The organism is Brevibacillus gelatini (assembly GCF_003710935.1).
Lineage (GTDB): Bacteria > Bacillota > Bacilli > Brevibacillales > Brevibacillaceae > Brevibacillus > Brevibacillus gelatini.
This window is the reverse complement of sequence record NZ_RHHS01000033.1, coordinates 51,206-64,473: the sequence shown is the minus strand read 5'-3', so window position 1 is coordinate 64,473 and position 13,268 is coordinate 51,206. Positions and strand designations below refer to the sequence as shown.

The following is a 13,268-nucleotide window of genomic DNA, read 5'->3' as shown; positions in this document are numbered from 1 at the left end:
AGGAGGCCGCCTTTTTATGTGTCTTACGCCTCGCCGGGAGCGATCATGGTCAGGCCCACGCGCTGGCGTTTTTCATCGATCTCTGCGACCCACACGTCAACGATGTCCCCCACCGTAACGACGTCGAGCGGATGCTTGACGAAGCCTTTTTTCAGGCGGGAAATGTGGACGAGACCGTCGTTTTTCAAGCCGATATCTACAAACGCACCGAAGTCGACCACGTTGCGGACGGTGCCCTGCAGCTTCATTCCGACGCCAAGGTCAGAGAGCTGAAGCACGTCGCTGCGCAAAAGCGGCTTCGGCAGCTCGTCGCGCGGGTCGCGACCGGGACGCAGGAGGCTTTCCACGATGTCCGCAAGCGTCGGCACTCCGATGCCGAGCCGTTCTGCCGTCTGCTCGATATTTAGCGACTGCAGGCGTTCCTTGCAGCGCTCGCTGCCGATCTCCTGCGGCGCAATCTCGATCATCGAAAGCAGCTTGTGCGTAGCCGGGTACGACTCCGGGTGAATCGGGGTCTTGTCCAACGGATCGCTGCCCTCGAAAATGCGCAAAAAGCCGATGCACTGCTCATACGTTTTCGCTCCGAGCCGCGGAACCTCCTTCAACTGGGCGCGAGACGTGAACATGCCGATCTCTTCGCGCTTTTTCACAATGTTGCCCGCTACCTGCTTGCTGATGCCGGAAACGTACTGCAAAAGCGAAGGAGAAGCGGTGTTGACGTCTACCCCGACGTGGTTGACCGCCGATTCGACGACGAATTGCAGGCTGTCCGCCAGCTTCGCTTGGGACACGTCGTGCTGGTACTGGCCTACGCCAACCGATTTCGGATCGATTTTGACCAGCTCGGCCAGCGGGTCCTGCAGGCGACGCGCGATGGAGACAGCGCTTCGTTCCGCCACATCGAGGTCCGGAAACTCTTCCTTGGCCAGCGCGGAAGCCGAGTACACCGATGCCCCCGCTTCGTTGACGATGATGTACATGACCTGGCGCTTCAACTCTTTCAGCAGGTTGGCGATGAACTGCTCGGTTTCCCGGGAAGCTGTACCGTTGCCAATCGCGATCACACTGACCTCATGCTTTTCAATCAGCTGCCGGACTTTTGCCGAAGCCTCTGCCACCTTGTTTGCCGGAGGGGTCGGATAGACGACCGCTACTTCCAGCAGCTTGCCCGTCTCATCGACGACTGCCAGCTTGCAGCCTGTCCGGTATGCCGGGTCGACACCCAGAACGACTTTTCCTTTGACGGGAGGCTGCAGCAAGAGATTGCGCAAGTTTTCCGCAAAAATGTGGATGGCCCGCTCTTCCGCCGCCTCTGTCAGCTCCGCGCGCACCTCGCGCTCAATCGACGGGGCGATCAGGCGCTTGTACGCATCCTCAATCGTCTGCTCCAGCAAAGAGCGCACGACAGTGTCACGGGGAATGAGTCGCCGCTGCATCCAGGCCAAAATTTCCGCCACAGGCGCTTCGACTGTCACCTTCAAAATGCCTTCGCTCTCTCCGCGGTTGATGGCGAGCACGCGGTGCGGAACGACTTTTTTCAACGGCTCGCTGTATGCGTAATACATCTGATAAACGTTTTTCTCGTCTGCTTCTTCTGCCTTTTGCTCGGTCAGCAGCAGTCCTTTTTGCACGGTGCGCTGGCGAACCCACTGGCGAATGTCCGGATCGTCGGAAAAGTGCTCGGCGACGATGTCCATCGCCCCTTGCAGGGCTTGTGCCGCAGTTTCCACGCCTTTTTCCGCGTCCACGTATTTTTGGGCTTCCTGCTCGGGATCGCCTGTCCTGGGCAGGCTCAGCAAGTAGTTGGCGAGCGGCTCCAGCCCTTTTTCCTTGGCCATCGTCGCACGCGTGCGGCGTTTTTGCCGATACGGTCTGTAGAGGTCTTCCACCTCTTGCAGCTTCGTCGCCCGCTCAATTGCAGCTTTCAGTTCCTCCGTCAGCTTGCCCTGCTCCTCGATGAGCCGGATTACTTCTTCTTTTCGTACTGACAGGTTGCGCAAATAACGCACTCGTTCCTCAATCGCCCGAATTTGCGTTTCGTCCAACTGCCCGGTCATCTCCTTGCGATAACGGGCAATGAAGGGAACCGTATTGCCTTCATCCAAAAGGGCAACCGTGCGTTCCACCTGATGAGGTTTGACGCCCGTATCCTGGGCGATTGTCTGGATCATCAATGTAAGCTCCATACATTCCTCCTGCGCTCGTACTTCGCCGTTTATTGTACCACATTTGCTAACAGTGTCTGGAAAAACGCAAAAAAGAGGCGCATTCGCCCCTCTTCTCTTCCCTATTTTTCCGTTATGTCTATGTCGCTGCCTTCGCTGTATCCAGTTGCTCTACTCGCAAAGCTTCCCGCAGCTTGCCCAGCGCCCTGCGCTGCAAGCGGGAAATGTGCATCTGGGACAAGCCCATGATGTCTCCGGCCTGCTTCTGGCTCAAGTTAAGATAAAAAGTTAAATGGATGATTTCTTTTTCGCGCTTGTCCAGAACGTGCAGTGCCCGGTCGAGCATCAGATTTTGCTCGACTTGTCCGTAGCCCGCTTCCTGCTGGCCGACGAGATCCAGCAGCGTGATCGTGTTGCCGTCGTTGTCTGCCTCCAGCTCGCTGTCCATGGACAGGGAATGGTAGCTCCGTCCCATCTCCAGCGTTTCCAGGACAGCTTCTTCCGTCACACCCAGGCAGCTTGCGATTTCCGAGATTTGCGGCGAACGCTGCAGCTTGGCTGTAAGTTCGTCCACCACGCGCTTGATCTTCGGGCTGAGCTCTTTCACCCGACGCGGAACATGGACGCTCCACGTCTTGTCGCGGATGTACCGTTTGATTTCCCCGACGATGGTCGGGATCGCATAGCTTTCAAATGTTCTGTCAAAGGAAGGATCGAACCGGCGCAAAGAAGCGAGCAAGCCGATCATTCCCACTTGAACGAGGTCTTCGTACATGACTTGTCCGCGCACAAACTTTTTGGCCAACGTCTCTACCAGAGGAGTGTAGGCTGTCACCAGTTGCTCCTGCAAGCTGTCGTCTCGCGTCTGTCCATACAGGTGAATGAGCCGCCGCAGTTCCTCCGGACTATACTTCTGTTTCCGAATTTGTCCAGTCATCGCCAGCCACCCCATCCCGCCGAACGTACTTGGTCATGGAGACCGCCACTCCCGCTTCGGAGCGAATCACGACTTCATCCATAAGCGTGTGGATCAGATAAAGCCCCAGACCTCCCTCATCCAGATCATCCAGGTCTCTCCCTGCAAAAATCGGTGTCAGTTGTTCCGGTATCAGCTCACTGGCAAATCCGATCCCCTGATCGCTTACCTCGATACAGAGGCGGTCCGGAAAAACCTGACATTCGATGTGGATAAAGCCAACCTCTTCTTTTCCCTTGTACGCGTGTATCACTGCATTCGTGCACGCTTCCCCTACCGCCAGCTTGATGTCCTCAATCTCCTCATAGGAAAAGCCCATGCGATTCGCGATCCCGGACACCGTAAGCCGCGCTACACCCAAATATTCCGTCTGATTGGGCAGCGTCAACCGGATCACGTCAGCCTGAGGTTTTTGTTCCGCCATTACTCGCTCTCTCCTTTGCGGATGGCAATATGTTCGTACAAGCCCGTGATGCGAAACAGCCTTTCCACGCGTGGAGACAACTTTTGAACCTCAAACGCGCATTCTTTTTGCTTGCATGCTTTCATGACCGCGATGAAAATTCCTATGCCCGTACTGTCCATGTACTCGACAGCTTCCAAGTCAATCAACAGGCGGCGTGTACCAGGCTCATTCGCGAGGGACATGAGCGTCTCCTTCACTTCCGGCCCGGTATGCGCATCAATATCGCCTCCAAGGACCACTCGATGCTCTGTATCCTGGCTGGTGGTTTTCAAAAACAAATCCATCGCCATCTCCCTCCCTTGCATTGTTTCACGTTCTGCGAAGTACGATCATGGTGTAGTCATCCAGCAGTTCAAATTGGGAGAGCGCAAGCAACCTGTTGTACAGGGCGTTCGCCATTTTCTGGGCATGGACGCCCAGTTCGGCTTGCATCTGAAGGACAAGCTCATCCCTTTGCAAATAGTATCGGTTTTTTTTGCATTCCGTTACACCGTCTGTCAGAAGAATCAGAATATCTCCCGCTTCCAGCCGAACTTCCTGCACCTCATATTCGCTGTTCGGGCATAGTCCCAGGACGGAGCCTTGGCCCGCCAGGTCGTAAAACACACCTTCCGCAGCCCGGTACAAAAAGCCCGGCTCGTGCCCCGCCACTGCGTAGCGGAAACAATGCTGATGTGTATCGTAAGACCCGTAGAGCATGGTCACAAACATGCTCGGGTCGATATTGCGTCCGACAATCCGGTTGAGGTGGCGGAGCATTTCGTCGGGACCAAGCGGCATCTCCCGCAAGCTGTCTATGGCGTATTTGAGCATGGACATGCACATGGCAGCGGAAATGCCATTTCCGGTAATGTCCGCGACGGTCAGGCAAAACCGCTCTCGATCCTGGCAAATAAAATCGTAATAGTCGCCCGATATTTGCTTTGCCGCTATGCTGACGACACCGATCTCCAGTCCGGGATAATCGGGAAGTTGATTGGGCAAAAGCCTCTTCTGCATCGCCTGCGCCACTGTCAGCTCCGCTTCCATCTGTTGATGCCTGCTTCGCCAGCTATGTACGGATCGGTGCTCGTTGCCGTATTCAATCATCACTTCGGTCAGGATAGAAAAGGAGGCACGCACAAACTCCGGTACCTCCCCCAACTTTTCCAACGCCCGCCCATGCATGTCTGTCAGTTCCTCTGGCGAGACGTCATGTGCAAGCAGCCATTTGCCCATCTGCTGGGCGAAGTAAAGCTGATCCTCGCCCGGGCCGTTCAGGTAATCCCGAAGAAGCTTTACGTACTCTTCTTCCAGGCTTCGGGTTACCATTACACCCCCTCCTCTATCGGGCCATTCCACTTCACAACGACTACACGCGTGCCCTCGCCGGGAGAACTGTGGATTTCAAATTCATCCATCATGCGCCTGACACCAGGCAATCCTGCTCCAAGCGCACCGGAAGTCGAATAGCCGTCTTCCATTGCCTTGCGGATGTCCGGGATTCCCGGCCCCGCATCTATTGCTGTCAACTGCAAGCCGAGCACTCCGTTGCGAACGATCGGCGCTATCGTAATCGTCCCACTGCCAGCGTACAAATAAATGTTGCGCGCCAGTTCTGAGATGGAAGTGGCGATTCGGGACTGCATGATTGTACCGAAGCCGAGCTGTCTCGACATGTTTCGCCCCACTTGTCTCGCTGTCACAATGTCTGCTTCTCGTTCAATCTTGATTGTCTCAGGACCACAGCTCTGCCACAATCAAAAAACCCCTTCCGCCCTCACTTTATAGGTAGAATTTCATGAAATGAATGCGATTGAAGTTTTTTCTCTACCTCGGAAGTAATAGCAAATCGTGTCACATTTTGTCTACTATCTACCAAAACACATTCGCTACACACCCGGCGATTCCCTTCCCCTACAGCAAAAAAACCACTTGCTTCACCCAAGTGGCTTTTCCTCTCCCAATGATAATTCATTTTTAAAAATCAATTAGCCCCAGGCTGATTTGCAAAGACTCATTGACCCGATCCATCATCTCGTCGTCAAGATGAGTAATCTTGTCAGTCAGCCTCTGTTTGTCAATGGTTCGTATTTGTTCCAACAAAATGACGGAGTCACGATCAAATCCATATGTTTTTGCGTCAATTTCCACATGCGTAGGCAGTTTTGCCTTCTGAATCTGGGCCGTAATGGCTGCGACGATGACCGTCGGACTAAATCGATTTCCAATGTCGTTCTGAATGACTAAAACAGGCCGCACGCCTCCTTGCTCAGAGCCAACGACCGGTGACAGGTCCGCGAAAAATACATCGCCACGTTTGACAATCACTGGTCACACCCCGCTAACTAAGCGGACAAGAGTATGGTCAGCCTCTTCCTCAGCGCCAAAAGCCTCCGATGCCATTTTCAGATTGATCTTCGCCATCTCCATATACCCTTTTTGCATTGTCTCTCGGATCGTACGTTTTTTACGCTCCTTCAAATACAAATGCATCGCCTGGCGAATAAATTCGCTGCGATTGGATTTCTCCTTTTGAATGACGCCATCCACTTCCTGTAGCAAGTGTTGCGGCAAACTGATCATGATGCGTTTTGTGTTTGACTTCGACAAGACAAATCCACCTCCAACCATGACCGTAACTTCCATCTACTATGCCAGTTCTTGAAAGAACGGCCAGCATGAACAATACCATTATGTCGAAACCACTGCAAAAATATACCTATCCGTTCGCTTTTCAAGCAAAAAAGCCCGCATTTGCGCTTAACTAATATTCGCGCTTGAGATGAAAATTCCTGCTGTTTTTTGCCTGCTAGTTATTTACATTTTTTTCTGGCGCATGTTTCATCGCCAACGGATGAAACACCTCGACCACTTCCTTGTTGCGAACATAGACGCGCGGAATCCGGTAATTCAGCATGCAGGGGACTTCGTAGTTGATCGTTCCAAGCAACGCGGCAACCTCATCCAGCGAGATTTCCTCATTACCCTGCTTGCCGTAGAGAACGACCTCCTCATCGACCTGCCCCAAGCCCGGCTCCAGCCTGACCATGATCTGGTCCATGCAGACTCGCCCGACAACCTGATAGCGGGAACCATTGTACAACACTTCTCCCCGATTGGACAAGAGGCGGGAATACCCGTCTGCGTATCCAATCGGCAGCGTCGCGATCCGCTCGCCAGGCTTTGCTGTGTACGTAGCGCCATAGCTGACCGTAAACGGCTCTACGGCGGTTTTTACATGGGCAATTTTGGTTTTCAGGGAGAGGGCAGGGACAAGGCGGACGTCTGCGCGCTCTTTCATGTACGGCGAAGGATACAATCCGTATAAACCTATGCCTAAACGGATCGTATCATACCCCCAATCAGGAAAAGCGATTGCTGCCGCTGTATTGCAGCAGTGAACTTTCGGCAGCTTTTTGCCTTGCTCGCGCAGCGCCTGCAAAAAGGATTGAAACATCTCATGTTGTCCTCGCACATGGGTCGTATCCGGTTCATCCGCGCAGGCGAAGTGCGTGAAAATGCCTGTCCATTCGAGTTTGGCGCTGTTTTCAAGCGCTGCTACCACTTCCAGCAAATCTGCTGTCGTCCGAACCCCCAGACGTCCCATGCCTGTGTCGGTTTTGACATGCACACCAACAGGGCGAAGCTCGGCCTGCTCCAGTCTCTGATTCGCTGAAACAATCCATTCCGTGCTGTACGCCGTCAGTTCTACATTCAGTCTGCTGGCCGTCTCGACCGAATCTGCCGGGGTGTACCCGAGCACCAGAATCGGCGCGTCAATGCCTGCTGTACGCAAGATGACCGCTTCATCGAGCATGGCTACTGCCAGAGAATCGGCACCGCTCGCCAGCGCCTCCCTGGCGACATGCACAGCGCCATGACCGTAGCCGTCTGCCTTGACGACTGCCATAATGCCTGTGCTTTTCGGCAGATGGCCGCGGAACGTCTCGACATTGGCCCGGATGGCGTTCAAATCAACCTCAACCCAAGTGTCACGAGAAAACGGTTTCATATCTATCTCCTCTTGTTCCCTTTTCGGTAGTAAAACAAGCGCTCATTCAAATGGCTGAGAAACTGTCTGGAAACCATCAGCGATTCTTTTTTGCCCCCCAGGCGGTAGAAATGGCGGCCTTCGTAAATCTGCTCCACTTCTGACAGCGGGTAGCTGGTTTCTTTTCCAGAGATGCTGACAATCAGGTGAGTCTTCGTCAGCTTGTACACAGGACGCAGCATCGCCTTGTACAGGAACGGCGACAGACCGACGACCGCAATTGCAATCGCGAAGGCAAGCACTTTGAAGGTCGTGTCATTGCTGGGGAAAAACTGGGAGAGAATCATCATGCCCAAAACGAAGGCGACAGTCTCCCCAATGCGCATGCGCCAGCTTTTTCGCAGCAGCATGTCCTTGTAGGCCGACTCCTCCTGGTACAAAACTTCGGTAGACGGTTTTTTCATCTTACAGTATGCACCTCATTACGGTATAAGTTACCTTGAATGTATCGTGTTTGCCCGGTGCGTGTCAATTCGGGTATGGTCCTTTTTCCTCTTGCAAACACGGGTGTACAGGGGCAAATCGGCCGACTGCTCGCAATCCCGGAGCGATATTTTGCGTGGCGAAAGATATTTCTTCGTGCGCAGTGGGAAGCGGAGACGCAAAAAGCCAGGCGAGATGGGCTCCCGCCTGACTGTTAAGCAGCGCTGTTATTGCTCGTTCGCTGTACCTTGCTCTTCTTTTTTCAGGTTGTGTTTCATGATGGCGAATTTCGCAAAGCTGCCTTCTACCATTTTTTGCACCCGGGAAGCCAGTTCCTCGCTGCGCTTGTCCGCTTGCTCCTGCGTCAGCTTGCCTGCTTCTACTGCTTCTTTCAATTTGGCTTCCTGCTCTTTTACCAGCAGCGCTACCACATCATCCACGGATACGCCTTGTGCTTCTGCTACGGCTGCCAAGGTCTTGCCTGCTTTCAGTTCTTCTTGCAGCTTGGCGGCGTCGAGTTTCAGCAAGGACAGCAGTGCTTCGTTTTTGTCGAAGCCGAATCCGAAGCCTCTGCCTGGTCCTTTGCCCGGATGCGTGTTTTGCACCATTTGTTTTACGCGCTCTGCGGCGTTTTCGTTCATTTTATCGGCTTGCTCCTGTGTCAGCTTGCCTGCTTCCACTGCTTCTTTCAATTTGGCTTCCTGCTCTTTTACCAGCAAGGCTACCACATCATCCACGGATACGCCTTGCGCTTCTGCTACGGCTGCCAAGGTCTTGCCTGCTTTCAGCTCTTCCTGCAGCTTGGCGGCATCCAGCTTGAGCAAGGACAAAAGCTCATTGTTTTCTTTGAAGAAGATTCCTTTCGCAAATCCGCCAGGGTGCCCCTGCTTGTTGAAGGCGAACTTCACCTCTGCCGGTTTGTTCGCTTTCTGTGCTTGCGCCTCTGTTTGCGCTGTATCTGCTGCCAAGGCGCTTCCCAAGCTTCCGATACTCAAAACCGCTGCCATCGTGCCCAAAAGCATACCCAGTTTTGCTTTGCTAAACATATTTGCTCCATCCTTTCATTTTCAGTGGTTATGTACCGCATCTCCCTGGTACAGCTCCAAGTGTACAAGGGCTTTTTTAGATTATTGTTTGAGAAAAATGGAAAACTTGCGGGAAAGTCTAGGAGTATTGGTAAGAGCCAAAAAGCTTCCCCCAGGCACAAAAATAGAGGACGGTCACGACCCGTCCCCTCTCCCGTATTTTCTTTATTTCCCGCCGATACCGTATGTCGACTGGGCAACTTTCACCATCTCTTCTTCCGGCAAATCGCCGGCGATTGTAAATTCTACTCCGTCCAGCTCCCACGTCAGAAGTCGTGTGTTTTCACCCGTTTGCGCCAGTACCCCAACCGTGAAGCCGAGGTTGACAGGCATGCCTTGTTCATACGAAACGGATGCTTCTGTCGGACGGGCTTCGATCAGCTTGTAGTTGTAAGCTCCCTTGTAATTGAGGATGACCGTTCTCACACCGTCACGTGTGACCGGCTCAATATCGCCCTGTTTGACTCCTTCCGGCACATACGTTGGGACGATGACGCCAAACTGGCTGCTCGGCTGCTGGGCAACCTGTCCATTCACCCCTGCCATGGTCGGAATCGCCGTCAATGAGCTGGTCGCCATGTTGCGATCCTTGTCAAAGGCATCCTTGTCAAACGTCGGGTTGAACGAAAATTCGGTGAAATCGATTTTCACCAGCGGCTTCATACTCGAATCCATGATCTCCGCATGCGTAGGCTTGAAGTCTTCTGTCAGCCAAATTTTTTGCTTGGTCAGAGAGCGATTGCCGGTGTAATTGGCTTTCACCTCAAATACGTACTGCTTTTCCTCCACCTTCATCTGGCGTTCCGTATCGTCGATGATGCTCTTCGCCAGCGTCTCGTACAAATACAGCGGGCCGTTGTTTTCCGGCCAACCGCTCTGGAAGCGGAAGCTCTTGTTCAGATGCGGAGTCAGTACAAAGACTCCCTCGTTGTTGCGCAAAATGATCTGCGTGATCCCGCGCTGCTTGGAAGTGAGAGCTACCCGATAGTTGGCAGGCTTTTCATACCAGACCTGAACGTCGTACTCCATAGGAGTAGAGCCTGTGTGCATGGTCAATACTGCCTGAGACTTGTACCCGCTCATTTTTCCCAGCGTCCCGTTCAGATCACTCACCACATCTTCCGGTGTTTTCTGACCGAAGCAACCGCCGAGCAGCAACGTAAAGACCAACAATAACACCAGTGGTAAAGCTGCCCTCTTCATTCCATGAACTCCTCCTTGTCAACTTTTTCGACAAAGAAGGGCACCCCTGTCTATTTCCTGGGAAATCTGTCAGTCTTTCGCCTCTGGTCTCGCTCATCGTGTCAAAAGGCTGTACTGGGTACAAAAGGACGCGAATCGCTTGATCGGCTGAAGACTTACCCTTCCTGTAAGAGCAGGTAGTCCCTCCTGATCTACGCGATATAAATGTATGTCCATCCTCGTCCCAATATGCAGACAAGTTTACAATTCTTCCACAACTACCTGTGCCATGGCATGTGTCTGGCTGTGGGAAATGCTCACGTGTACACGAACGCGTTGCGGGTCCAAACCGAGCTTGGTCAACACGTCGCCATTTACTCGCATCATCGGTTTTCCCGTCTCACTCGGGGTAATTTCCATATCCAAAAAGCTTAGTGCATGACCGATGCCTGTCCCGAGCGCTTTCGCTCCAGCTTCCTTTGCCGCGAACCTGCCTGCGACTATTTCCGCTTGTCTCGATTCTGTTTTTCCAACCAGCTGCTTCTGTTCTGCTTCGGTCAGAAAGCGGCTAATCGCCTTTTCCTGTCGCTTCATCAGGACGGCGATCCGCTCAATCTCGACGATGTCCACGCCTATGCCAATAATCATGGGCCTCAGCCCTCCCCGCTTGTAGATTCTGCTGTCACAGTACCATCCTCCTCTGCCCTTTTGCAAGCGCAAATGGAAAAGCCAAAAAACCCCCGCATTTGGCGGGGGCGTTGTCCATAGCTACCAGCTACTACTCAGTAGCTTGACCTGCTTGTTGGGCGGATTTTTGAGCGGATTGCTGGTTTTGGCGACGAACTTCCGCTACGTTTGTTTCGCTTGCGAATTCAGTCGCAGTGTTTTGCGCCTGAGCTGCTTGGTTTGTTTTGTTCATAGCGTTTTGCTTGTTTTGTTTAGGCATCGTTCCATTCACCTCCTCGACGTCACTGAATATAATTTGTACCGATACCGGCTCTGCTATTCGCCCTGATTTTTCCAGACAAAGCATTACATGATGGCTATGCAAAAAAGCAAAAAACCGCCATTTGCTAAAACAAAGGGCGGTTATCGAACCTGTCAATATCTACTTGCTGGAGACCATGTCCAGGTACCCATCGGCCTTTAACTGATTATACAATCTGTGCAGCATCACTGTTGCCTGGGCACGGGTAACCTTGTCATTGACTTCCAATTCCCCGTTCCAGGTACCCATTATTTTATTTCCTACCAGGTAAGCTATATGTGCTATGCTGTCGTATTGCTGACCATAGGCGCCACAGCTTAACGCAGGAAAATCTGAGGGATCATTGTAATAAATTGTCGTATCCGTCAAGGAAGTCACTAGGCCATGTATTTGGATCATCGCGTTCAATTTCTACGAGTTTTATGTCCTTGAGTTTGAGATTTTTTACAGTTTCCAAGACCTGACTTTCAGTACCCTCGAAACTGCTCGTTCCCTTTAGAACATATCCCATCATATTTAATGCATTCCATCGAGTTATCTGGCTATCTGGGCGAAAATACAGTCGCAGATTATCCGGATTATATTCATAAAATTGAAAAATTCCACTTCCGCCCCTCCCATATACTTCCGAAATTTGTTTGTACGCCCAATGCCACGTAGGAACATCAGCGTATATAAAATCATTGTTTGGATCTAAACATGGACTTGATGAACGACGAAGTTTGTCAAAGAGGTTGTAGATCATAACTGTAAACTCCGCCTTATCCACGTACCGGTCTGGTTGGAAAGTACCGTCACCGTATCCGCTGAGGACTCCCTTTTCGACCATGAAGTTGATGGAAGGTATAGCATAGGCGTGTTTCACATGATCTACATCTTTGAAATGTGGCGAAGCAAGAACAGGATGAGTAAATAATAATGAAATGATGAGCGAAAGAAAAAGCAAAGATTTCCTCATATTTTGTGACCTCCTTGTAGCAGAAAATTTCGCTTATAAGATTGTGCATTGCTTTGTTTTTCAAGCCAAACTGATTACGCATTATTTTTCTCAGTATACATATATTGTTAATTACCGTCTATTCAAGCTGATGCCCTCGACGACAAACGGTTTTCAAGTTTTAGATCAGCCAGTCCTGGACTTTATTTCATCGAACATTTCCATGTATGAAGGGGGTATCCTATAACTGCTTTGCTGCGCAGGAAATTCGCCAACAACCGCGAATTATGTTGTTCGACTACTTTTGAGAGGAGCATCTGTATGGCTCGAACTGTTATTGTCTATACGCAAGCTACGTGCGGCCCTTGCCAGGAAGAAAAAATGTGGCTGGCATCCCAAAACGTCGCTTTTGAAGACAGAGATATTCGCAAAAACGATGCGTATTTTCAGGAAGCAATCAACCTTGGTGCCAGCATGACACCTGTTACTTTGATTCAAAAGGAAGACGGGGAACAGATCGTCATTCACGGCTTCGACAAGGAAGAACTAAAAAAAGCGTTGGATCTTCATTAATCCAACGCTTTTTAAGCCCGATCAGCCGAAGGTAGGTGTGCTTTCGGCTGCTTTTTGTTTGACAATCGACGACATATCCGGCAAGTGTGACAAGATTTGCTTGACTGCAGGAGGGCATTCTGTATTGACGGAGTAAAAAACCCATGGTCCCTTGCGCCGTTCTTTGACCAAACCATGTGTCTTTAGCTTAGCCAGGTGCTGGGAAACTGAGGGTTGGGAAGTTTGCAGAATCTCCACGAGATCACGGACACATAATGATTGCACTTGCAGTAGAGCCATGATCGTCAAGCGCGTCTTATCACCAAGCAGTTTGTAAACCTCGGACAAAAACAATACCTGCATCAAATCCGCTTCCATACGAACCCACCTTTGCCTTGCATATCTGTTTCCCAGTATACTATACGGCTTATATGATGGGGAAGATATGAACGTAAAAGTTC

The 13,268-nt window shown here is 51.6% G+C and carries 17 protein-coding genes; 1 reads left to right on the top strand and 16 read right to left on the bottom strand.

Going from position 1 to position 13,268, the window contains the following annotated elements:
• Positions 1-23: 23 nt before the first annotated feature.
• From EDM57_RS14545 to EDM57_RS14475, 15 genes are all read right to left on the bottom strand, one after another.
• Positions 24-2,186 (bottom strand): Tex family protein, encoded by a 2,163-nt coding sequence (locus tag EDM57_RS14545; protein ID WP_122905458.1) that lies wholly within the window; start codon positions 2,184-2,186, stop codon positions 24-26.
• 118 nt (positions 2,187-2,304) lie between these two features.
• Positions 2,305-3,102: an RNA polymerase sigma factor SigB gene (gene sigB, locus EDM57_RS14540; protein ID WP_122905457.1), complete on the bottom strand. Its 798-nt coding sequence runs from the start codon at positions 3,100-3,102 to the stop codon at positions 2,305-2,307.
• Positions 3,071-3,565 carry an anti-sigma B factor RsbW gene (gene rsbW, locus EDM57_RS14535; protein ID WP_122905456.1) on the bottom strand — a complete coding sequence of 165 codons (495 nt, stop codon included), beginning with the start codon at positions 3,563-3,565 and terminating at the stop codon, positions 3,071-3,073. The genes sigB and rsbW overlap by 32 nt, the downstream gene beginning before the upstream one ends.
• The gene (locus tag EDM57_RS14530; protein WP_122905455.1) at positions 3,565-3,891 is read right to left on the bottom strand and encodes an STAS domain-containing protein; all 327 of its coding nucleotides are present in this window, start codon (positions 3,889-3,891) and stop codon (positions 3,565-3,567) included. Before EDM57_RS14530 ends, rsbW begins: the two co-directional genes overlap by 1 nt.
• 25 nt (positions 3,892-3,916) lie before the next feature.
• A complete protein-coding gene (locus EDM57_RS14525) occupies positions 3,917-4,918 on the bottom strand; it encodes a PP2C family protein-serine/threonine phosphatase (RefSeq protein WP_122905454.1) in 1,002 nt (333 codons plus the stop codon).
• On the bottom strand, positions 4,918-5,346 hold the full coding sequence (locus tag EDM57_RS14520) for an anti-sigma regulatory factor (RefSeq protein ID WP_122905453.1): 429 nt from the start codon (positions 5,344-5,346) through the stop codon (positions 4,918-4,920). The genes EDM57_RS14525 and EDM57_RS14520 overlap by 1 nt, the downstream gene beginning before the upstream one ends.
• A 220-nt stretch (positions 5,347-5,566) precedes the next feature.
• On the bottom strand, positions 5,567-5,917 hold the full coding sequence (locus EDM57_RS14515; protein WP_005830205.1) for a type II toxin-antitoxin system PemK/MazF family toxin: 351 nt from the start codon (positions 5,915-5,917) through the stop codon (positions 5,567-5,569).
• A 3-nt stretch (positions 5,918-5,920) separates the two neighbouring features.
• On the bottom strand, positions 5,921-6,220 hold the full coding sequence (locus EDM57_RS14510; protein ID WP_025845698.1) for a CopG family ribbon-helix-helix protein: 300 nt from the start codon (positions 6,218-6,220) through the stop codon (positions 5,921-5,923).
• A gap of 178 nt (positions 6,221-6,398) precedes the next feature.
• On the bottom strand, positions 6,399-7,601 hold the full coding sequence (gene alr / locus EDM57_RS14505; protein ID WP_122905452.1) for an alanine racemase: 1,203 nt from the start codon (positions 7,599-7,601) through the stop codon (positions 6,399-6,401).
• 2 nt (positions 7,602-7,603) lie between these two features.
• Positions 7,604-8,044 (bottom strand): hypothetical protein, encoded by a 441-nt coding sequence (locus EDM57_RS14500; RefSeq protein ID WP_122905451.1) that lies wholly within the window; start codon positions 8,042-8,044, stop codon positions 7,604-7,606.
• Between the two features lie 246 nt (positions 8,045-8,290).
• On the bottom strand, positions 8,291-9,109 hold the full coding sequence (locus EDM57_RS14495) for a hypothetical protein (RefSeq protein WP_122905450.1): 819 nt from the start codon (positions 9,107-9,109) through the stop codon (positions 8,291-8,293).
• Between the two features lie 204 nt (positions 9,110-9,313).
• Positions 9,314-10,351, bottom strand: a complete 1,038-nt coding sequence (locus tag EDM57_RS14490; protein ID WP_122905449.1) for an outer membrane lipoprotein-sorting protein — start codon at positions 10,349-10,351, stop codon at positions 9,314-9,316.
• Between the two features lie 240 nt (positions 10,352-10,591).
• Positions 10,592-10,978 carry a holo-ACP synthase gene (gene acpS, locus EDM57_RS14485; RefSeq protein WP_122905448.1) on the bottom strand — a complete coding sequence of 129 codons (387 nt, stop codon included), beginning with the start codon at positions 10,976-10,978 and terminating at the stop codon, positions 10,592-10,594.
• 130 nt (positions 10,979-11,108) lie between these two features.
• Entirely contained in the window at positions 11,109-11,276 is a 168-nt protein-coding gene (locus EDM57_RS14480) for a gamma-type small acid-soluble spore protein (RefSeq protein WP_122905447.1), read from the bottom strand.
• Between the two features lie 382 nt (positions 11,277-11,658).
• Positions 11,659-12,276, bottom strand: coding sequence for an S-layer homology domain-containing protein (locus EDM57_RS14475; protein ID WP_122905446.1), 618 nt, complete (start codon positions 12,274-12,276; stop codon positions 11,659-11,661).
• Between the two features lie 300 nt (positions 12,277-12,576).
• Here EDM57_RS14475 and EDM57_RS14470 point away from each other — a divergent pair, with 300 nt between their 5' ends.
• Positions 12,577-12,828 (top strand): glutaredoxin family protein, encoded by a 252-nt coding sequence (locus tag EDM57_RS14470; protein ID WP_122905445.1) that lies wholly within the window; start codon positions 12,577-12,579, stop codon positions 12,826-12,828.
• A gap of 21 nt (positions 12,829-12,849) precedes the next feature.
• On the opposite strand, the gene EDM57_RS14465 is transcribed toward EDM57_RS14470, so the two are convergent.
• Entirely contained in the window at positions 12,850-13,185 is a 336-nt protein-coding gene (locus EDM57_RS14465; RefSeq protein WP_122905444.1) for an ArsR/SmtB family transcription factor, read from the bottom strand.
• Positions 13,186-13,268: the final 83 nt, after the last annotated feature.

Bases quoted from the DNA above. Each gene is read 5' to 3' on its own strand.
- EDM57_RS14500 (WP_122905451.1), bottom strand. From the start codon at position 8,044: ATGAAAAAACCGTCTACCGAAGTTTTGTACCAGGAGGAGTCGGCCTAC.
- EDM57_RS14465 (WP_122905444.1), bottom strand. From the start codon at position 13,185: ATGGAAGCGGATTTGATGCAGGTATTGTTTTTGTCCGAGGTTTACAAA.
- sigB (WP_122905457.1), bottom strand. From the start codon at position 3,102: ATGACTGGACAAATTCGGAAACAGAAGTATAGTCCGGAGGAACTGCGG.
- EDM57_RS14510 (WP_025845698.1), bottom strand. From the start codon at position 6,220: ATGGTTGGAGGTGGATTTGTCTTGTCGAAGTCAAACACAAAACGCATC.
- rsbW (WP_122905456.1), bottom strand. From the start codon at position 3,565: ATGGCGGAACAAAAACCTCAGGCTGACGTGATCCGGTTGACGCTGCCC.
- acpS (WP_122905448.1), bottom strand. From the start codon at position 10,978: ATGATTATTGGCATAGGCGTGGACATCGTCGAGATTGAGCGGATCGCC.
- EDM57_RS14490 (WP_122905449.1), bottom strand. From the start codon at position 10,351: ATGAAGAGGGCAGCTTTACCACTGGTGTTATTGTTGGTCTTTACGTTG.
- EDM57_RS14495 (WP_122905450.1), bottom strand. From the start codon at position 9,109: ATGTTTAGCAAAGCAAAACTGGGTATGCTTTTGGGCACGATGGCAGCG.
- EDM57_RS14525 (WP_122905454.1), bottom strand. From the start codon at position 4,918: ATGGTAACCCGAAGCCTGGAAGAAGAGTACGTAAAGCTTCTTCGGGAT.
- EDM57_RS14530 (WP_122905455.1), bottom strand. From the start codon at position 3,891: ATGGATTTGTTTTTGAAAACCACCAGCCAGGATACAGAGCATCGAGTG.
- EDM57_RS14475 (WP_122905446.1), bottom strand. From the start codon at position 12,276: ATGAGGAAATCTTTGCTTTTTCTTTCGCTCATCATTTCATTATTATTT.
- alr (WP_122905452.1), bottom strand. From the start codon at position 7,601: ATGAAACCGTTTTCTCGTGACACTTGGGTTGAGGTTGATTTGAACGCC.
- EDM57_RS14480 (WP_122905447.1), bottom strand. From the start codon at position 11,276: ATGCCTAAACAAAACAAGCAAAACGCTATGAACAAAACAAACCAAGCA.
- EDM57_RS14470 (WP_122905445.1), top strand. From the start codon at position 12,577: ATGGCTCGAACTGTTATTGTCTATACGCAAGCTACGTGCGGCCCTTGC.
- EDM57_RS14545 (WP_122905458.1), bottom strand. From the start codon at position 2,186: ATGGAGCTTACATTGATGATCCAGACAATCGCCCAGGATACGGGCGTC.